The sequence below is a fragment of the Sorangium aterium genome (genome assembly GCF_028368935.1).
GTDB classification, from domain to species: domain Bacteria; phylum Myxococcota_A; class Polyangia; order Polyangiales; family Polyangiaceae; genus Sorangium; species Sorangium atrum.
On sequence record NZ_JAQNDK010000002.1, the window covers coordinates 1,660,092 to 1,679,842 of the forward strand.

A 19,751-nucleotide genomic window follows, 5' to 3' on the forward strand; every position below is an offset into this window, starting at 1 on the left:
ACGCAAGGGTCGGTTCCGTTCATCGATGTGTCGAAGCTCGCGCGTGCAGGGGACGAGATAGGGCAGGTTGTCCACGTCGATCGGCGACGATAGCACGAGCAGGTCGCGCACGAGGAGCTCAGGCGCGCAGCGCCCCGCGGCCGGGCCGTCGTGGAGGAGGCGCGTAGCGTATGCGGCTCAGGATCGTCGCGCTCCGCGCCTCGGGGCGCTGGAGCGGGCTGCGGCCGAAGCGGGCCTTCCCCCACGCGCCTGCAGCTCGGAAAGCCGCGCCTACAGGCAGCGCAGCACGTTGTCGCGCACGAGCTGCCAGATGGTCTCGGGGATGTCCCCGAGCCAGCGCGCGTCGCGCTCGACCGGCGCCTCGGCGTCGTCGAGCGGGTCGTCGTGGCTGTAGACGAGCCGCCACAGCCGCTCGCTCACCGAGCCATTCCGGTCGATCACGAAGCGATGGACGAGCTTCTTCGCGAGCTCCTCGCCCTCGACGTCGAGCAGCAGCACCGGCGGAGCCACCTCGATCTCGCTCGCGTCGCGCAGCGGCTCGAGCCGGACATAGGACCCCTTCACGAGACTGGCCTCGTCCGGCGGCTCGAACCCCGCCGCGCGGAAGTCGCACGGCGCCTTGGTGTTGCCGATGAGGTAATACGCCCCCTGGGTCTCGGCGAGGATCGCGCCGCCCAGCCTCCCTACGCGTGCCATCTAGACCTCCTCCGCAGTGCCGCTCTCGTCCGAGAGCACGAGCGAGCGCCCCGGCGTCTGGCCGGGGAGCGCGGCTCCATCCCATGTGTACTTGTTGGTATACCCGCGCGGAGTGACCATGTACCCCTCGAACATGAAGGTGTTGGTCGACCCGACGAGCACCGTCGTCAGCATCCCGATCTCGTACTCGAGGAAATGGTCGAGATCGGTGAGCACGGCGCTCTCCAGCTTGCGGTAAGCGCTCTTCACCAGCGCGACCGGCGTCGTGCCCGCGCGGTGCTGGCGGATGATCTCCTGGGCCCGCACGATCTGGCGCGTGCGCCGCCCGCTCGCGGGATTGTAAAGGCCGATGACGAAGTCGGCCGCGGCCGCGGCCTCGAGCCGCCGCTCGATCACGGGCCAGGGGGTCAGGAGATCGGAGAGCGAGATGGCGCAGAAGTCGTGGCCGAGCGGCGCGCCGACGAGCGACGCGCACGCGTTGAGCGCCGTCATCCCGGGCACGATGCGGAGCTCCGGCGACTCGCCGCGCTTCCAGCCGATCTCCTCCAGCACCTGGAAGACGAGCCCGGCCATGCCGTAAACGCCCGCGTCGCCCGACGAGATGATCGCCACGCGCGCCCCGTCCCGAGCCCGCTCCACCGCGGCGCGGGCCCGGCCGATCTCCTCGGTCATGCCGGTCTTGATGACCTCCTTGCCCTCGATCAGGTGCTTCACCAGCCGGATGTACGTCGTGTACCCGACGATGAGGTCCGAGGCCGCGATCGCCTCGAGGGCCGCGCGGGACGCATGCTCCTCGGCGCCAGGGCCGATCCCGACGATCGACAGGACTCCTTTGCTGTCACCCATGGCTCTCCTCCACGTTGCGCTTCGCGAACGGGACGCGCGCCACCGCGAGCGTCATGGACCGCCCCACGCCCTCCTCGGTGTACGCCCGCTTCGGCACGAGCAGCTTGGCGGCCCCCGCCGCCCGCAGCGCGGCCGGCTCGGCGACGCCCCGGGCGCCGACGTGCTTCTTCACCGTCTCCGACGGGTTCTCGATGCCCTCGGTCGCGTCGAGCTCCTCGGGCGTGAACGTGACGAGCGGCCACCCCCGCCGCGCCGACAGCGCGAGCAGCGCCTCCTCGTCGGCCTTCTTGTCGATCGTCGCCAGCGCCTTCACCGATTTTGCCGACAGCCCGTGCTCCTCGAGCAGCCGGTCGACGCCGCGCTCCACCATGTCGAGCGGCGCGCCGCGATCGCAGCCGATGCCGAGCACCAGGCTCTTCGGCCGGTAGACGACGGCGCGTTCGACGATGCCGGGGTGCGAGCGGGCGAGATCGCGGTCGCTCGCGACGAGCAGGATCTCCCACGCGCCGGGGTCCACGCCGTCGAGCGACGTCGCGTAGCGCACGCCCGGCGGCAGCGGCGTCGCCTCGGGCCAGAACGAGGGCTCGCCGGTCTCCTGGACGAACAGCACCGGCGCGGCGTTCACGACGGCGGCGCAGCCGCGCGTCACGTTGCGGTCGGGATCGTCAAGGGTCCACCCGAGGTCCCGGCCGAGGATGTCGACCGTCAGCGTCCCGAGCGCGTCGGAGGCCGTTGTCACCACCGGCTGCGCGCCGAGCAGCGCGGCCACCTTCTCGGTGAACGCGTTGCCCCGCCCGACGTGCCCGGAGAGCACGCAGATCGAGAAGCGCGCCGTGTCGTCGACGCACACGACCGCGGGATCGACCTTCTTGTTCTTGAGCAGCGGCGCGATCATGCGCACGACCGCGCCGACGCTGATCACGAAGACGTGGCAGTCGTAGGCCGTGAACGCCTCCGTCAGGAGCGGCCCCATCGGCAGCGGCAGCGGCTTCGCCCCCGCCGGCGCCCCGTCGAACAGCTTCTGCGACACGTAGAGATCCGCGCCCGGCAGCCCCTCGATGAGCTTGCGCGCGATGGAGATCCCGTGCCGCGTGATGGCGTAGATGGCGTAGGGCTTGCGCTCGGCGGTCATGGGGCCTCCGGTTCGGTAACAGCCTTGTCGAAGCCGCCCGGCGGCGAGGCCGGGGCCTCCCCGACGAGCAGCCCGCTCCGCTCCCCGCGCGTGACCACGACCATGGCGAAGCAGTCGCCCCGCTCGCCCTGCGCGGCCCGGAGGTCGCGGACGATCCGCTGCTCGGGCATCGTCGCCTTGGACACGAACACGGCCCGATCGAGGAGGCCAGCGCGCGTGAGCGCCTCGGTCACCTTCGGCATCTCCGAGCCGATCTTCATCAGGACCACGGTGTCGAAGCGCTGGAGGACGTCGGTCAGGTCGTCCACGCCGTACGTGGCGGGCAGGATGGCGATGCGCTCCTGCCCGTCGGCGAGCGCGAGCCCGCTCACGGCAGGGACCGCCGTGACCGAGGTGACGCCGGGGACGACCTCGACCTCGAGCCCAGGGAAGCGGCGGAGCGCCTCGCGGCGCACATAGACGAAGGTGCTGAAGAGCGACGGATCCCCCTCGGTCGCGAACGCCACGGTGAGGCCGCGCGAGAGCCGGTCGCCGATCGTCTCGACGGCCGCGTCGACGTAGGGGCGGACGCGATCCGGGTCCTTGCTCATGGGGAAGGTGAGGAGCAGCCGCTCCTTGTCCCGCTGCTTGCCGACGACGGGCTCGAGGATCCGGTAGGCCATCGAGGCGCCGAAATCCGAGCTGCGGGGGAGCGCGAGCACGTCGGCCTCCTGCAGCACGCGCACGGCGCGCAGCGTGAGCAGGTCCGGCGCGCCGGGGCCGACGCCCACGCCGTAGAGCTTGCCGAGCCCGCTCATGACGCCTCCGAGGCGGACCGCTGCGCGCCGGCGGCCGCGGGCCGGGCCAGCCCCGCGCCCTCCGCAGCTTCCTGCGCCTTCGCCGGCTTCGTCGCGGCGAAGATGTGGATCGGGTTCAGCGCCTCGTACCGCACGTAGCGCGCGAGCGGGACGCCGCGCGAGACCGAGAGCAGCGTGACCTCGGGGTCGAGCCCCCGCGCCCGCAGCGCGCGGTACGTCTCGGCGACGTTCTCCATCGTGATGGCGTTGACAACGAGCCGGCCGCCCGGCCGCAGCCGATCGAGCGCCACCGTGACGATCTCCTCCATGCTCCCCTTGCTCCCTCCGACGAACACAGCGTCCGGGTCCTCGAGCGCCGCGAGCGCCTCGGGCGCGCGGCCCGCGACGACGCGCACGTTGTCGACCCCGTGCGTGCGGACGTTGTCGCGGCAGATCTCGACGCCCTCCGGGTCGACCTCGATCGCATAGACCCGGCCGAGGGGGCAGAGCATCGCCGCCTCGATCGAGACCGACCCCGAGCCGGCGCCGACGTCCCAGACGACCGCGTCGGGGCGGATCGCCATCGACGCGATCGAGAGCATGCGCACCTCGCGCTTCGTGATGAGGCCGTTCTTCGGCATGCGCTTCGCGAACGCGTCCTCGTGCAGGTAGGGGACGGCCGGCGGCGGGCGCCACGCAGGGTCGCTCCGCAGGAGCAGGAGCACGTTCAGGGGGCCGATGTCCTCGCAGGCGGCGAGCGCGGCGAGGTCGAACGCGCGCACGCGCTCGCCGGCGCCCGCGAGGCTCTCGCAGACCCACGCGTTCCAGCCGGCGTCGCCGTGCTCGAGGAGCCGCGCCGCGAGGCGGGCCGGGCTGTTCTCCCCGTCGGTCAGCACCGCCACCTTCGAGAGCCGGCGGAGGCGCGTCGCGAACCCCTCGGGGGAGCGCCCGTGGACCGAGACGAACGCGGCGTCGTCCCAGGCGATCCCGGTGCGCGCGAACGCCCACTGGACCGAGCTCAGGCTCGGGATGATCTCGACGTGCTCGCCGCCGAGCTTCCGGACGACGAGCGCGCCGACGCCGAAGAACAGCGGGTCGCCCGAGGCGAGGATGCACACGTTCTGCTCGGCGGACAGGGCGTCCACGCGGTCGAGCGCCGCGGACAGGCCGCCCTTGAGGGCGATCTTCTCGCCGCGGAACTGCGGGAAGAACTCGAGGTGCCGCTCGCCCCCGACGAGCACTTCGGCGCGGGCGACCGCGGACGCGGCGCGGCTCGACAGGCTGGCGCACCCGTCATCGCCGATGCCGACGACGGTGACGGCGCGGCGCGCGCTCATCGCGCCACCTTGGCCGGCTCGGCCGAGCCGGCCGAGCCTGTCGGTTCCGGCGAGTCCGCCGACAGGAGCAGCAGCGCGTGGACGATCGCGACGGCGATGGGGCTGCCGCCCTTGCGGCCGCGCGCCACGATGGAGGGAAGCCCGGACTCGATCAGGGCCTCCTTGGACTCCGCCGCTGACACGAAGCCGACCGGCACGCCGATCACGAGCGCCGGCCGCGCTCCCTCTTCGCGGGCGAGGCGCACGACCTCGAGCAGCGCCGTCGGCGCGTTACCGATGGCGACGATCGCGCCGTCGAGGAGCCCGAGCCGGTGCGCCTTGCGCATCGACTCGATCGCGCGGGTCGAGCCGGCCGCGGAGGCCGCCTGGATCACGTCGTCGTCCGAGATGAAGCAGTGGATCGCGCACCCGTACGACGCGAGCCGCTGCTCGTTCAGGCCGACGCCGATCATCTTCACGTCGACGAGGACCGGCGCGCCGCCCCGGAGCGCCGCGATGCCCCGCACGATCGCCTCGGGGTGGAGCCGCATGAGCGACGAGAACTCGAAGTCCGCCGTCGCGTGGATCACGCGGCGGACGACCTGCCACTCGGCCTCCGGGAAGCCGTGCGCGCCGACCTCCTCGTCGATGATCGCGAAGCTCTTGTCCTCGATGCGCCGCCCGAGCGCGGTCATCTGCCGCATGTCGTTCACCGTGCGCACCTCATCACCACTCATGGCTCCTCCGCTCTCTCCGCACCGATGGCACCGGCGTCGCCGGCCGGATATCGGCCCAGCAGCGCCCCGTTGAAATCGACGAGGCAGGCGTGCACCTCGAGGGCGCCGCCCGCATGACGCGAGGTGTGCTCGACGACGCGCCGGCAGATCCCCCCGGCCACGCCGGTGAGCCCCTCGCGCTGGCACAGCTCGAGCACGTGCCGCGCTGTGTTCGCCTGCCGGATCTCGGCGGCGATCTCCGGCCGCGCGCCGAGCTCCTCGGCGATCTGCGCGAGCAGCTCCATGCTCACCTCCGAGCCGGCGGCGTGCGTCATCATCTTGCCGTCGGCCATCTTCGAGAGCTTGCCGATCATGCCGACGATGATCGCGCGGGTGATCCGCCGCCGCGCGGCGTGGCGGACGCCCGTGCCGATGAAGTCGCCCACCTGGATGAACGCCTCTTCCGGGAGCTCCGGGTAGAGCTTCATCGCGTACGCCTCGGACTTGCCGCCGGTCGTCAGCGCGAGCGTCGCGATGCCGCGCTCGGCGGCGACGTCGATCGCCTGCACGACGCTCGCGCGGAAGGCGGCGGTCGAGTACGGCTTCACGATCCCGCTCGTCCCGAGGATGGAGATGCCGCCGATGAGCCCGAGCCGCGCGTTGATGGTCTGCTTCGCCATCTCTTCGCCCTGGGGGACGCTGAGGGTGACCGTGGCCCCGGCGAAGCCCGAGCCCTCGAGCTCCTCGAGGACCATCTCGGTGATGTTCCGGCGCGGCACGGGGTTCACGGCCGGCGCGCCGACGGGCAGCCCGAGCCCCGGCTTGGTGACGACGGCGACCCCGGCGCCGCCGCGGATCTCGACGCCCGGCTCGCGGCGGAGCTCGACCTCGGCGACGAGCTCGGCCCCGTGGGTGCAGTCGGGATCGTCGCCGGCGTCCTTGATGACGCTGCACGTGGCGCGCGGCCCGTCGCGATCGCAGCGCTTCAGCGGGAAGGTGACCCTCTGCCCGTTCGGCAGGGTGGTCTCGATGGCGTCGACCGCCGCGCCGCGCGCGAGCACGCGCGCCGCCGCCTTGGCCGCGGCGGCCGCGCACGCGCCCGTCGTGAACCCCTCGCGCTGACCTTTCGGGTCTCTCGGCCGGAGCTCTGCCATCGCAGGTGCCGGAACGACTACAACGATTTTCGCGCGGCGTTGTGGGAGAAGCTTTCGAGGCGCGCGCCGCCCTCGGGCGGCGTGACGATTTCCTGCCCTCCTGGTCGCTCGGGGCGAAACTCCAGGAGAGACCCTCAGCCCACGAACGCCCGCGCGCTCTCGAAGAGGCGCAGCCAGGGGCCGCGTTCCGACCACTCGGGGGGAGCCCAGCTGTGCTGCACGGCGCGGAAGACGCGCTCGGGGTGCGGCATGAGGATCGTCACACGGCCGTCGTCGGTGGTGAGGCCGGTGATGCCGTCGGGCGAGCCGTTGGGGTTGGCGGGGTAGCGCGTGGCGACCTGACCGCGGCCGTCCACCCAGCGGGCCGCCACACGCGCGGCGCGGCGATCGGCGTCGCTGGCGAAGTGGGCATAGCCCTCGCCGTGGGCCACGGCCACGGGCAGGCGCGCGCCCACCAAGCCGCGCAGCAGCACCGAGGGGCTCTCCAGGATTTCGACCTGGGCAAGACGGGCCTCGAACTGTTCGGAACGGTTCTTGACGAAGCGCGGCCAGCGCTGGGCACCGGGGATGATGTCCTTGAGGCCGGCCATCATCTGGCAGCCGTTGCAGATGCCGAGGGCGAAGGTGTTCGGTCGCGTGAAGAAGGCCGACAGCGCCTCGCGCGTCTTGCTGTGAAAGAGCGCCGAGCGGGCCCAACCCATGCCGGCGCCGAGCACGTCGCCGTAGGAAAAACCGCCGCAGGCGGCCAGGCCGCGGAAGCTCTCGAGCGACACGGCGCCGCTCATCAGATCGCTCATGTGCACGTCGTGGGCGGCGAAGCCGGCGCGGTGGAAGGCGGCGGCCATCTCGATCTGACCGTTGACGCCCTGCTCGCGCAAAATGGCCACCTTGGGCCGTTCGCTGGCGGCTTCGATGAGCGGGCGAGCCAGCGATCGTTCGACGTCGAAGGGCAGATGCGGCGAGATGCCCGGATCCCCGGCGTCGAGCAGCGCGTCGAACTCCTCGCGGGCCTTCTCGGGATTGTCGCGCAGCGCTCGCATGCGGTAGCTGGTCTCGGACCAGGCGCGGCGCAAGTCCACGCGCGGCTCGTCGAGCACGGCCTGGCCGCCCGCGGTCACCACCAGTCGATCGTCGCTGCGGAGCTTGCCGACGACGTGCGCCGCTCCCTCGAGACCGGCGCGGGCGAAGGCCGAGATGACCTCGGGCGCGTCCTGGGCACGCACCTGCAGGAGCGCGCCCAGCTCTTCCGAGAACAAGGCTGCAGCCTGAGCGGCCGGAAGCGAGATGTTCGCCGCCAGCGCATCGAGCGACAGCTCCGCGCCGACGCGGCCGGCGAAGCTCATCTCGGCCCAGGTGACGAACAGGCCGCCGTCCGAGCGATCGTGGTAGGCGAGCACCAGCCCCCGCTGCCGCAGGCTCTGTACGGTCTCGAAGAAGGCGCGCAGATCGGCCGGCGAGTCGACGTCCGGCACGCTGTCGCCCACTTGCTCGCTGACGGTGGCGAACGCCGAGAGGCCCAGGCGATTCTTGCCGCGTCCCAGGTCGACGGCCACGAGCACGGTGTCCCCGACGTCGGTGCGGAGCTGGGGCGTGAGCGCGCCGCGCACGTCCGGCACACGGGCGAAGGCCGAGACGATGAGCGAGATGGGAGAGACGACGCTCTTCTGGCCGCCGTCCCAGACCGTGCGCATCGACATGCTGTCCTTGCCGACGGGGATGGCGAGACCGAGCGCCGGGCACAGCTCGAGGCCCACCGCCTTCACGGCTTCATAGAGCTTGGCGTCCTCACCGGGGGCTCCGGCCGCTGCCATCCAGTTCGCCGACAATTTCACGCGCTCGAGGCTCTCGATCGGAGCCGATGCCAGGTTGGTCAGCGCCTCGCCCACGGCCATGCGCGCCGAGGCCGCGGCGTCGAGCACGGCGAGCGGGGCGCGCTCGCCCATGGCCATGGCCTCGCCGCCGTAGCCCGTGTAGTCGGTCAGCGTCACCGCTGCATCGGCCACGGCCACCTGCCAGGGCCCGACCATCTGATCGCGGTGCACGAGGCCGGTGATGGTGCGGTCGCCGATGGTGATGAGGAAGGACTTGTCGGCCACCGTGGGCAGCCGCAGCAGGCGATAGACCGCCTCGCGCAGCGGCAGCTTGGCGGCGTCGAGCGCCTGTCTGGGCGAGGGCAGGCGGCGGACGTCGCGCGTCATCTTGGGCGGCTTGCCGAGCAAGACCGACAGCGGCATGTCGATCGGCTGGTCGTCGAGCTCGGCGTCGTCGAGCACCAGATCTTTCTGCGTCGTCGAGTGACCGACCACGGCGTAGGGGCAGCGCTCGCGCCGGCAGATCTCCTCGAAGATCTCCAGGCGTGAGCCGTCCAGAGCCAGCACGTAGCGCTCCTGCGCCTCGTTGCACCAGATCTCGAGCGGCGACATGCCGGGCTCGACCGAGGGCACTCGGCGCAGCTCGAAGCGCCCTCCCACGCCCGCGTCGTGCACGAGCTCGGGCAAGGCGTTCGACAGGCCGCCCGCGCCCACGTCGTGGATGCTGAGGATGGGCGAACCGGCGCCCAGGGCGTTGCAGCGATCGATGACCTCCTGGCAGCGCCGCTGCATCTCCGGGTTGTCCCGCTGCACCGAGGCGAAATCCAGATCGGCGGACGACGAGCCCGAGGCCATCGACGACGCCGCGCCGCCGCCCAGGCCGATCAACATGGCCGGCCCGCCGAGCACGACGATGGGCGCCCCGGCCGGGAAGGTCTTCTTCAGCGCCAGCTCGGGCCGCACATTGCCGAGCCCGCCCGCCAGCATGATGGGCTTGTGATAGCCGCGCACGCTGGAGGCCCCGCTGCCGTCGCCCGGCACCTTCTGCTCGAAGGTCCGGAAGTAGCCGGCCAGGGCAGGACGCCCGAACTCGTTGTTGAAGGCGGCGCCGCCGAGCGGCCCGTCGATCATGATGTCGAGCGCCGAGACGATGCGATCGGGCTTGCCGATCGACTCGGCTTCCCACGGCTGCTCGAAGCCGGGAATGCGCAGGTTCGACACCGAAAAACCGGTGAGCCCGGCCTTGGGCTTCGCGCCTCGCCCCGTGGCGCCCTCGTCACGGATCTCGCCGCCGCTGCCCGTCGAAGCGCCGGGATGCGGCGAAATGGCCGTGGGATGGTTGTGGGTCTCCACCTTCATCAGCACGTGCGCCGGCTCGCGCCGCGTCTCGTACAGCGCGCCGGCGCCCGGCTGTGGAAAGAAGCGCTCGGCGTCGAGCCCCTCCATGACCGCCGCGTTGTCGCTGTACGCCGACAGGACATGGTGCGGCGTCACCGCGAAGGTGTTCTGGATCATCTTGAACAGCGAGAGCCCCTGCGCCTCGCCGTCGATCACCCAGTCGGCCTTGAAGATCTTGTGCCGACAGTGCTCGCTGTTGGCCTGCGCGAACATCATCAGCTCGACGTCGCTCGGATCCCGCCTCAGCTCCGTGAACGCGGCCAGCAGGTAGTCGATCTCGTCCTCCGCCAGGGCCAAGCCGAGCTCCTTGTTGGCGCGCGTCAGCGAAAGCCGCCCCTCGCGCGACAGCGGCACGCGAGCGAGGGGCCGCGGCTTTTCCTCGCGAAAGAGCGCCTGCCCGGCCGCCAAGTCGAAGGCCACCGACTCGGTCATCCGATCGTGCAGCGCCCCCGCCGCGCGCGCCAGCTCCTCGCCGGTCAGCGGCCGGGACGCCCGCACGTAGTAGGCGATGCCCCGCTCGATCCGCTGCACCGCCGCGAGCCCCGCCACCCAGGCGATGTCGGTCGCCTTCGAGCTCCAGGGCGAGAGGGTGCCGAAGCGCGACACCACCAGCACGAGCTGACCTTCGTCCTCGCCCGTCCCGCCCCCGCCGTGCGCCAGCGCGTCGTCGTCCAAGAGATGCGACAGCACGTGCTCGCCGCGCTCGTCGAGCGAGGCCCGCGAGTGCACGAAGTAGATCCAGCGGCTCCCCAGCCCGACCACCTCGGGCACCCGCTGCTTCAGCTCGGTCAGGCGCTTGTCGGTACGAAACGGAGAGAGAGCGCGCGCGCCGCGGACGTGTCGGAAGGCAGCCATGGCGGGCATTTGGCCCATGGGGGCAGCCGATTCAACCGAAACGGGCAGCCACGGGGCTGGGGCCCGGTGTCCCCGCCACCTCTCGCAAGATCCCGAACGATTACAAAGACTTCTTCGCAGGGTTGTTGAAGAAGCTCTCCAGGAGCACGCTCCCCTCCGGCGCGCCGAGCGAGACCAGGTGGTCGCGGAGCGGGTAGAGGACCGTGCCGTCGCCCGCGCAGAGCACGGCGTCGTACGGCCCGGCCGCGAGCTGCCCGTCCACGAGTGCGCACGCGCGCGCTGGCCGCTCGGGGTGGCCGATCGGGGGGAGGTCGCGGGAGACCGTGAGGCGAACGGCGGCGGGGAGGCGCTCGCGGACGAACGGCTCGGAGGCGAAGGTCTCGCTCGGCTCGACGAGCCAGAGCAGGTCGAGCTGCGCCGCGCCGGCGGCGGCCGCGCCCCGGGCGATCCCGAGGGCGGCGGTGATGCCGGTGTCGGTGGCGATCACGAGCGCCCGGCCGGAGAAGCCCGGCGCGAGCCGCAGCTTGCCCCAGGGGCCGCTAAACTCGAGCTCGGCGCCGACGGCGATGTCGTTGAGCACGTTCGACCCCGGCCCGGCGCCGATGCGCTTCACCGCGATCTCGACGGCGCGCTGCTCGGCGTCGCTGGAGAGCAGCGAGTAGGCGCGCTTCGCGAGCCTGCCGCCGGGCAGGGTGACGCCGGTGTTGATGATCACGTACTGCCCGCCGGCGAAGCCGATCTCCGCGCCGTCGACGCGCTCGAGCCGGAGCAGCCGGGCGTCGTCACCGAGCGGCGCTGCGTGGGCGATCCTGATCTTCGGGTTGCCTTGTGTTGCCATGACGTCGCTCCTGTCTCCGCGCGGTCGCAATCACGCGCGATGGGCTCCCTCCGGTGAGGGGCGCGCTTCACTCGGCCGGGTAGATCTCGTGCACGAAGTCGTGCATCTCCTCGAGCTCCCGGTAGAGCCGGCCGAGCCCGTCGACCTGGGCGCGCAGATCGAGCTCGACCTGCTTCGTCAGGATGAGGAGCGAGCGCAGATAAGGCAGCTTCGGGTCGCCGGAGGGGGTCTTGGCGACCTTCTCCTGGAGCTCCACGAGCGACCCCTCGAAGAGGCGCGAGAGGTTCTTCAGGTCCCCGGCGCGCAGCATCGCCGAGACCGGCCCTGGCTCGGCGGCCGCGGCGCCGAGCTCGGCGAGCTCGTGCGTGCGCTCGGCGGGATCATCGATCCCCAGGATGTTCATGAGCCCAAGGCGAAGCGCGGCGATCTCGTGACAGGCCATATCGGTTCTCTCCTATCCATCCTTCATTGCATGATGTCGTCGACGAGCCGGGCCACCAGCCGGTCGCCGAGCAGGTGCTCCTCGACGAGGTCCTTCGCGTCCTCCTCGCGGACGCCGCGGTACCAGACCCCGTCGGGGTAGACGGCGACCGTCGGCCCCTCGCCGCAGCGCCCCATGCACGACGTCCTCGTCACGCGGATCTGCTGCTGCTGGCCGGCCTGCTTCACGAGGCGGCGCACCGACTCGAGCAGCGCCAGGCTGCCGCGGTCCACGCAGTCGGCGTTGCCGCAGACGAGCACGTGCTTGCGCAGCGAGCGGTGGGCATGCGGGTGGTTCGACGCCTGCGTGTGCGTGAGCGTGTGGCGCACGCTGTAGAGCATCGCCTTGAGCCCGCCGACCTCCCGGGCGAGCCCCGGCAGCGCGGTGCGGTACATGCAAGTGTCGCAGGGGAGCGGCGCCTCGCCGGCGAACGCCTGGCGCGCGCGCTCGTCGATCAGCCCCTCGAGCGCGCTCGACCGGCCGAGGTGCGGCGCGAGCGACGCCCGGATCCACGGGTACGTCGACGAGAAGCGGTCGACCTGCTCGGCGAGCTTCGTCATGAGCCGCCCAGCGAAGAGGAAGTAGGGGACCACCACGACGCGCTCCGGCCGGTGCCGCGCGACCCGCTCCAGCGTCTCCTCGACCGAAGGCCGGGTGACGCCGATGAAGGTCGGCTCGACGAGCTGGAGCCCGCGGCCCTCGCCGATGAGGCGCGCCGTCTTGCAGAAATCGCCGTTCGCGTCCGGGTCGCTCGACCCGCGCCCCACGACGACGAGCGCCGACCGGGCCCGCGCCGCCGGGTCGTCCGGCAGCGCGGTCGCGGCGCGCTCGAACGCGATCTGCGCGAGCGCCGGGTGCACGCCGAGCGGCCGCGCCGCCGAGAAGCGCACGCCCGGGTGCGCGGCCCGCGCCCGCTCGAGCGCGAGCGGGATGTCGTTCTTCACGTGCCCCGCGGCGAACAGGAAGAGCGGCACGACCGCCACCCGCGACGCCCGCGCCGCGAGCGCCGCGAGCGCGTCGGCGAGGTGCGGCGTCGCCAGCTCGATGTAGCCGTGCTGCACGGCGATCTCGGGCCGCGCCGCGGCGTAATCGGCCACGATCGCCTCGAACTCGGCGTTCGACGCGGCGTCGCGGCTGCCGTGGCCGATCAGCAGGAGACCGTCGTCATGCACGCGAGCGCCTCCTCCAGGGTGAGCGGGAGGCCCGCGCCGCTCTGGGGCGGCACAGGCCTCATCCGGGTCCAGAGCTCGGCGACCCACGGCCGCCGCACCCGCGCCCGCGCGAGGAGCTCCCCCCGCGCGAACACCTCCCGCGGCGGCCCGTCCGCGAGGACCTGGCCGTCGCCGAGCAGGACCGCGCGCGTTGCGAAGAGCGGCACGAGATCCACGGCGTGCGTCGCGGTGACCAGCGTGGTCCCCTGCTGCTCGGAGAGCGCGCGCAGCGTCTGGCACAGGGCGAGCTCGCCCTCCGGGTCGAGCCCCGCGGTCGGCTCGTCGAGCAGCAGCACCCGCGGCCGCATCGCCAGCATCCCGGCGATGCACGCGCGCTTGCGCTCGCCGAAGCTCAGCGCCTCGATGGCCCGATCGGCGAGGTGCGCGATCTGCACGGCGGCGAGCGCCTCCTCGGCGCGGCGCCGCGCCTCGGGCGCGGGCAGGCCGAGGTTTCGCGGGCCGAACAGGACGTCGTCGAGGAGCGTCGCGCCGAGCAGCTGGTCGTCCGGGTCCTGGAGCACGAGCGCGGCGCCCGCGGCGACGGCGTCCGAGGGCGAGCCCACGCGGCGGCCCGCGATCTCGACGCCGCCGCCGGGCGCCGGGAGGAGCCCGACGAGCGTCCGGAGCAGCGCGGTCTTGCCAGCGCCGTTGCCGCCGAGCACCGCCACGGACTCGCCCTCGGCGACGTCGAGGCGCACGTCGCGCAGCACGGGCTCGCCGCGCCGGTAGCCGAGCCGGGGGGCGCGCAGCGCGATCGCGATCATCCGGCCTCTCCCGCGGCGACGCTGAGCCCGAGGGCCGCGAGGGCGGCGGCGGCGAACGCGAGGTTCGCGGCGGGCGCGCTCGCCCTCCGGTCGGCGACGGGGAGCTTCCCCTGGTAGCCGCGGAGCTGCATGGCGAGCGCGGCGCTCTCGGAGCGCTCCAGCGTCCGGAGCGCCACGACGCCTGCGACGGCGCCGGCCGAGCGCGCGGCGGCGCCGGGGCCGGTGAACCCGCCGCGGAGCGCGGCGGCGCTCCACGCGCTGTCGGCCGCGCGCTGGAGCACGCCGGCGAAGCGCCGCGTCAGCGCGAGCAGCTCGACGAGGGCCGCGGGGACGCCGAGCCCGGCGAGCGCCGCCTCGATCTCGGCCGGCGCGGCGGCGCCGGCGAGCCACCGGAGCACCGCGGCCGCCGCGAGGACGCGCGCGCCGATGGCGACGGCGCGGCGGGCCCCCTCGGCCGTGATCGCGTCGACAGGGAACGGCGCGCCGGGGAGGAGCGGCGCCCCCGGCGTGAGCGCGAGCGCGAGCGCCGCCGCGACCGCGCCGATCCATGCGGCGGGCGCGGCGGCGCGGAGGACGGCGCGCGCCGGCGTGCCCTGGAGGCGGAGGGCCGCGCACGCGAGGAGGAGCAGCGCGGCCGGCGTGACGGGCGAGCGCGCGCCCGCGGCGACGCAGCACGCCGCCACGGCGGCCCCGAGGCGGAGCCGGGCGTCCACGTCGCGGAGCCGCGCGGGGGGATCAGTCCGCACGCAGGCCTTCGCCGCCGGCCTTGCCCGCGGGCGCGTCCGCGCGCTCGACGAAGAGCACGCGCGAAAAGTAGCCGAGGGCGAAGCCGGCGAGGAGCCCGGCCCAGAGGAACGCGAACAGCAGGAGGTCGCCCTCGAGGCCCGCGAACAGCGGCCCCGTCTCGTGGCGCCCTGCGTCCTCGGCGACGCGGCGGACCACGGCCTCGTCGACGCCGTCCCAGGACGCGTTGCGGCAGGCGGCGAGCCAGAGGGCAGCGGCGAGCTGGAGCGCGCGCTCGCAGGCCACGCACGCGCGCCGCGCGAGCAGCGCTGACATCGGGCGCTGTCCGAGCCGCCGCGTCACGATGCCCCCGGGGCGAGCCGGACGACCTGGAGCCGGTCCAGGATGTCGGGCCGCCGGGTGCGCAGGAAGGCGAGCGCCCCCGCGGTCATGACGCCCTCGAGCAGGCCGAGCGGCAGCTGGGTGGGGACGAAGGCGAGGGCGACGCCCGTGAACATGGACGTCACCGAGCCCTCGCCCGAGAGCCCGAGCGCGAGCGCGAGCGCCGTGGTGGCGTACGTCGCCCAGTCCGACGTCACGCCCGCCAGGAAGCCCGCGACCCAGAGGTTCGCGCCGCAGCGCCGCGCGAGATGAAAGACGAAGTATCCGGTGAAGGCGCCCGCGATGCCCATCGACGCGACGTCGGCGCCGAGCGTGGTGAGGCCGCCGTGCGCGAGGAAGAGGGCCTGGATAAGGAGCGCCACCACGGTGACGAGGACGGTCATCCAGGGGCCGATGAGCACCGCCGCGAGCCCTGTGCCGCACGGGTGGGAGCAGGTCCCGGCGGTCGGCACCGGCACGGGCATGCACGAGATCGCGAAGACGGCGGCGGCGATGAGGCCGACGAACGGCTTGTAGAAGGCGTCCTTTTGGGTGCGGCGCCGGAGCAGGTGGAGGGCGATCGCGACGAAGGGCAGGGCGAGCGCGTTCCAGACGGCGCACCAGCCGAGCGGCAGGACGCCTTCCGCGAGGTGCATCGCGGCCGCGGGCCGGGGCGCGAGGAGCGTCCCCAGGGACACGGCGGCGATCGACACAACGCGGCCGTGAAGACCGATTTCGGCGCTCCGGGTGAAGTCCGCACCCGAACGCCACGAAGACGTGCGCAAGCTGCACCTCGTGGGAGGCTCGGGTAGGTCTCCCGGCTCATGGGTTCAGGGAGCTGATCGAGCTCCCAGCGCTGCGTCCACCTTCCCAGGCCTCTTCCAATGAGGCCCAGTGGTCTTCGGAGGCAGCTCCCCACTCACGGTGGCGGGACCGCGCCGGTTTTGCACCGGCTTCCCTGTTATGCCCCGGAGGGCACCCGAGGAATGGATTGTCAGGCCGGTGCTCGGTAATCCCGTTTCGCGCCCGGCGTCAAGGCCGTCGCGCCCCGATCGCGGCGGAGGTGCCCAGCGGACGCTGCACGGGGCCTCGCGTGTCAGACGAGCTCACCGTCGAGCGCGCGTCGGCTCCGCCTTGCGCGCGCTGGCCCGCGCGTCGGCCCGCGTGTCCAGGCGACGCGATCGCGCGAGCTGGGCGCGCGCACCCCGCGTGCGCGGACCGGGCGAACCCGGGTGCGTCGACCCGGGGCGCGCGCTTCCACCTTGCGCGCTCCGGCCCGCCCTGCACGCCGCGAGCTCCCTCGTCTACGGCGTCGGTGCGGCGGTGGTGCCTGCGCTGGTGGCCACCCCGCCCTCGGGGGGGCGCTGCAGCGGCGCACGAGGCCATCGCTGCCGAGGCGCGCCGTGCGCCTGTCGGGGCCCCCATCAAGCAGACAGGCGCACGCCGGCGAGCCATCCAGGCCCTGTCATGCGGTGGCCCAGGCCGAGAAATTGACCCAGACGCACCAGGCGAAGAGTCATCGAGCGCACGTCTTGAATTACGTCCTCCTTAGATAAAACCTGTTTACTTTGTCACCGCGCGGGCGCTGCGCGTATGGCGGCCTGCGCCCACGCAGGGGCTCTCGTGCGCTTGAACACAGACGCCGGCGCGTTCCTTCCGCAGTGTGCTTTGTTCGTCCTGGCTCTTTACTCGGGAGCAGGTGTCCGGTGTGCGGCCCGCCGCGTCGTGGCGTCTCTTATTGAAGAGATGGGGATTTCGTGTTCGCTCGTCTCGGAATGCGAAATGGACGCTGCGCCGAGCGCTGTCTCGGTGGAGGGGTATGCCCGGCTCGAACGTGAATTCCTGCAGAGCTGGTGTGTGGGGGTCGCGCGCTCGCCTGGCTGCCTTCGCGTCTGGAGCGCTCTGCTCGCCCGGCGTGCAGGCGTTGCACTTTGTTATCGACAACGCGCTTGCGGATGCCACAATCTGACTACCGCATGCGCACCGGCGCGGACCCCCCAGCCCGGAGCGCATGCGGTCTTTTTTCTTAGCACCGTGGCGGACGTTCAGGAATCCGGCGCGGTGTCCCTGCCGCGGTCATTCTGGGCCCCCCTCCAGCGTGATGCGCGGTATTTTTTTGCCCTCGAGCGCGCGGTTCGCGCCTTCCGAGGCGTCACTTTCCGGTGAACGTGGCCTGCGATTTCGCCAGGAACGCTTTCATTCCGAGCTGTTGATCTTCGCTGCCGAAGAGCGCCGCGAATGCCTGGGCTTCCAGCTCGTTGGCGGCGGCGAGGTCGAGGCTCTCGCCGCGCAGGAGGACGCGCTTGGCCGCGGCGACGGCGAGCGGGCCGCGCGAGGCGATCTTGAGGGCGGTCTCGTGGGCGCGCGCGAGGAGCTCGGTCGCCGGGAAGACGGCGTTGACGAGCCCGATCGACAGCGCCTGCTGCGCGGTGATCATGTCTCCTGAATAGACGAGCTCGCGCGCGCGTCCGGGCCCGACCCGTCGCAGCAGCCGCTGGGTCCCGCCGAACCCCGGGATGACGCCCAGGTTCACCTCGGGCTGGCCGAGTTTCGCGCCTTCGGCGGCGTAGATGAAGTCGCAGGCGAGGGCGAGCTCGCAGCCGCCGCCCAGCGCGAAGCCGTTGACGGCGGCGATCACGGGGAAGGGGGCAGTCTCGATGAGCTCGGCGAGTCGGTGGCCTGCGTCGGCGAACCGCTTCGCGGCGATGCTGTTCATCGTGGCCATTTCCGCGATGTCGGCGCCGGCGACGAACGCCTTGCCGGCGCCGGTCAGCACCGCCGCGCGGACCTCGTTGCCCTCGGCGGGCGTGAGGAGGTCGCGGAAGGCCGCCGTGAGCTCGCCGAGGACGGCGGGGTTCAGGGCGTTGAGTTTGTCGGGCCGCTGGATGGTCACGGTGGCGACGTGACCCGCGCGCTCGACGGCGACGAACTGGAGCGTACCGCGGGCCCCCGGCTGCTGTTCTTGAGCGGTCATGGCGCGTGGTTAGCAGCGCGCCGCGCCGGGGGGAAGCGCCTGCCGCGGGCCAGGGAAGGCGTCATTCCGTGTCCGCTCGGGCCTGCTATGCTGAGCCCGTGGCCGACCCGACGAGCGAGCGATTTCCAGAAGACGTGACGCGCCTGTTCTGGGACACGGCCCGTCGCCCGATAATCCGAACTCACCGCTTGAGTGCGGGTGCGCGCGACATGACGGCCCTGCCACGAGCCCGCGTGCGATCGTAGTCAGTCGGGCAGATCGCCCATCCTCCGACCCACACATCCGTGTTCGCATCGCGCGTATCCCGTCGCCGCTCCCCGCATCCCCCGCCTGGAGAGAGTCCGGGAGGGAGGGGGCGCCGCGCGGGGGGCCGGCGGGGTAGGGCCCCACGAACCCGAGCGCCGGCCCGCTCCGTGCGACGCCCTCCCTGACCGGCCCCGCCGTTCAGCCGGCCATAGCCCACCAAAAGGCGCGAGTTCGTGGGAGGGGCCCCCGCCGGCCCCCCGCGCGGCGCCCCCTCCCTCCCTGGCTCCGTGGCAGCCGCCTACACCGCCCGCCCGCTCTTCTGCCCCTTCTCGTCGTACACGTAGAACCCCCGCCCGCTCTTCTTCCCGTACCACCCGGCTGCCACCAGGTTCCGGAGCAACGTGGCCGCCCGGTACTTCGAGTCCCCGAACTCCCGGTGCAGCACCTCCGCGATCGACAGCACCGTATCCAGCCCGATCAAATCGGCGAGCTCGAGCGGCCCCATCGGGTGGTTCAGCCCGAGCCGCGCCCCCGCGTCGATGTCCTCCGGCGTGGACAGCCCCTCCTGGAGCGCGAAGCACGCCTCGTTGAGGAACGGGATCAGCATCCGGTTCACGATGAACCCGGGCTGGTCCTTCGAGGTGATCACCGTCTTGCCGAGCCCGACCGAGAGCGCCCGGACGGCCTCGTACGTCGCGTCTGACGTCTGGACCCCACGGACGAGCTCGATCAGCTTCATCAGCGGCACCGGGTTCATGAAGTGCATCCCGATGACCAGCTCAGGCCGCCCGGTCACCGCCGCCAGCCGCGTGATCGAGATCGACGACGTGTTCGACGCCAGGATCGCCCCCTTCGGCAGCGCCGCGTCGGCGAGCTTGAAGATCCCGCTCTTCACGTCGAAGCTCTCGGTCACCGCCTCCACGGCCAGGTCGACCCCGGCCAGCCCGGAGATGCCGTCGGCCACCGCGACCCGGCCGAGGAGCGCCTCCCGCGCCTCCGCGGCCAGCTTGCCCTTCTCCACCTGCTTCGCGAGAATGGCGGCGATCTGGGCCTTGCCCGACTCCGCCAGCGCCCTCGAGACGTCGCACAGGACCACCTCGAGGCCCGCGGCCGCGGCGACCTGGGCGATGCCTCGCCCCATCTGGCCCGCGCCGATCACCCCGAAGCGCTTGATCGTCGTAGCTTCCATGCCCGCGGTTGATAGCCGAAGCCGAGAGCGCGGTGAACCGCCCTCGCCCGCGGCCCGACGGCCCGCCCGCTCGGACGTCCCCGCGCCACAGAAGCAGAAGCGCGCGAAAGCTCCGCCCCACCTTCCAGGCCCGCGGGGGCGAGGAACCTTGAAACCGCATCGTCCGCCCGGCTATCTTCGCCCGGCCCGTGAACGGACCGGACCGAATTCGCGAGGTCCGCGGAGATACGATGAGCGTTGAGAC

At 72.5% G+C, this 19,751-nt stretch carries 17 protein-coding genes and 1 riboswitch; all 17 genes read right to left on the reverse strand.

Annotated features, from left to right (window positions below; genetic code table 11):
• Positions 1–270: 270 nt before the first annotated feature.
• Complete coding sequence (locus POL72_RS52285) at positions 271–696, reverse strand: precorrin-3B C(17)-methyltransferase (RefSeq protein ID WP_272097315.1); 426 nt, start codon at positions 694–696, stop codon at positions 271–273.
• Entirely contained in the window at positions 697–1,542 is an 846-nt protein-coding gene (cobJ, locus tag POL72_RS21250; RefSeq protein ID WP_272097316.1) for a precorrin-3B C(17)-methyltransferase, read from the reverse strand. It abuts the gene before it with no gap.
• Positions 1,535–2,674, reverse strand: a complete 1,140-nt coding sequence (locus POL72_RS21255; protein WP_272097317.1) for a cobalt-precorrin 5A hydrolase — start codon at positions 2,672–2,674, stop codon at positions 1,535–1,537. Before POL72_RS21255 ends, cobJ begins: the two co-directional genes overlap by 8 nt.
• Entirely contained in the window at positions 2,671–3,471 is an 801-nt protein-coding gene (gene cobI, locus POL72_RS21260; RefSeq protein WP_272097318.1) for a precorrin-2 C(20)-methyltransferase, read from the reverse strand. The genes POL72_RS21255 and cobI overlap by 4 nt, the downstream gene beginning before the upstream one ends.
• Positions 3,468–4,787, reverse strand: a complete 1,320-nt coding sequence (cbiE, locus tag POL72_RS21265; protein WP_272097320.1) for a precorrin-6y C5,15-methyltransferase (decarboxylating) subunit CbiE — start codon at positions 4,785–4,787, stop codon at positions 3,468–3,470. The genes cobI and cbiE overlap by 4 nt, the downstream gene beginning before the upstream one ends.
• Positions 4,784–5,503, reverse strand: coding sequence for a precorrin-8X methylmutase (locus POL72_RS21270; RefSeq protein ID WP_272097321.1), 720 nt, complete (start codon positions 5,501–5,503; stop codon positions 4,784–4,786). The genes cbiE and POL72_RS21270 overlap by 4 nt, the downstream gene beginning before the upstream one ends.
• Positions 5,500–6,636, reverse strand: coding sequence for a cobalt-precorrin-5B (C(1))-methyltransferase (locus POL72_RS21275; protein ID WP_272097322.1), 1,137 nt, complete (start codon positions 6,634–6,636; stop codon positions 5,500–5,502). The genes POL72_RS21270 and POL72_RS21275 overlap by 4 nt, the downstream gene beginning before the upstream one ends.
• A gap of 134 nt (positions 6,637–6,770) precedes the next feature.
• Positions 6,771–10,700, reverse strand: coding sequence for a phosphoribosylformylglycinamidine synthase (gene purL, locus POL72_RS21280; RefSeq protein ID WP_272097323.1), 3,930 nt, complete (start codon positions 10,698–10,700; stop codon positions 6,771–6,773).
• 100 nt (positions 10,701–10,800) lie between these two features.
• Positions 10,801–11,538 carry an FAD-dependent oxidoreductase gene (locus tag POL72_RS21285; RefSeq protein WP_272097324.1) on the reverse strand — a complete coding sequence of 246 codons (738 nt, stop codon included), beginning with the start codon at positions 11,536–11,538 and terminating at the stop codon, positions 10,801–10,803.
• A 67-nt stretch (positions 11,539–11,605) separates the two neighbouring features.
• Complete coding sequence (locus POL72_RS21290) at positions 11,606–11,980, reverse strand: DUF3209 family protein (protein WP_272097326.1); 375 nt, start codon at positions 11,978–11,980, stop codon at positions 11,606–11,608.
• Between the two features lie 23 nt (positions 11,981–12,003).
• Entirely contained in the window at positions 12,004–13,191 is a 1,188-nt protein-coding gene (locus POL72_RS21295) for a CbiX/SirB N-terminal domain-containing protein (RefSeq protein WP_272097327.1), read from the reverse strand.
• Positions 13,167–13,994 (reverse strand): energy-coupling factor ABC transporter ATP-binding protein, encoded by an 828-nt coding sequence (locus POL72_RS21300; protein ID WP_272097331.1) that lies wholly within the window; start codon positions 13,992–13,994, stop codon positions 13,167–13,169. Before POL72_RS21300 ends, POL72_RS21295 begins: the two co-directional genes overlap by 25 nt.
• Positions 13,991–14,740, reverse strand: coding sequence for a CbiQ family ECF transporter T component (locus tag POL72_RS21305; RefSeq protein ID WP_272097332.1), 750 nt, complete (start codon positions 14,738–14,740; stop codon positions 13,991–13,993). Before POL72_RS21305 ends, POL72_RS21300 begins: the two co-directional genes overlap by 4 nt.
• Entirely contained in the window at positions 14,730–15,053 is a 324-nt protein-coding gene (locus POL72_RS21310; RefSeq protein WP_272097333.1) for a hypothetical protein, read from the reverse strand. The genes POL72_RS21305 and POL72_RS21310 overlap by 11 nt, the downstream gene beginning before the upstream one ends.
• Before the next feature lie 23 nt (positions 15,054–15,076).
• A complete protein-coding gene (locus POL72_RS21315) occupies positions 15,077–15,796 on the reverse strand; it encodes an energy-coupling factor ABC transporter permease (RefSeq protein ID WP_272097334.1) in 720 nt (239 codons plus the stop codon).
• A 92-nt stretch (positions 15,797–15,888) separates the two neighbouring features.
• A riboswitch (cobalamin riboswitch) is annotated at positions 15,889–16,096 on the reverse strand.
• 1,154 nt (positions 16,097–17,250) lie between these two features.
• Positions 17,251–18,072: an enoyl-CoA hydratase/isomerase family protein gene (locus tag POL72_RS21320; RefSeq protein WP_272097335.1), complete on the reverse strand. Its 822-nt coding sequence runs from the start codon at positions 18,070–18,072 to the stop codon at positions 17,251–17,253.
• A 544-nt stretch (positions 18,073–18,616) separates the two neighbouring features.
• Complete coding sequence (locus tag POL72_RS21325; RefSeq protein ID WP_272097336.1) at positions 18,617–19,507, reverse strand: 3-hydroxyacyl-CoA dehydrogenase family protein; 891 nt, start codon at positions 19,505–19,507, stop codon at positions 18,617–18,619.
• Between the last annotated feature and the right edge of the window lie 244 nt (positions 19,508–19,751).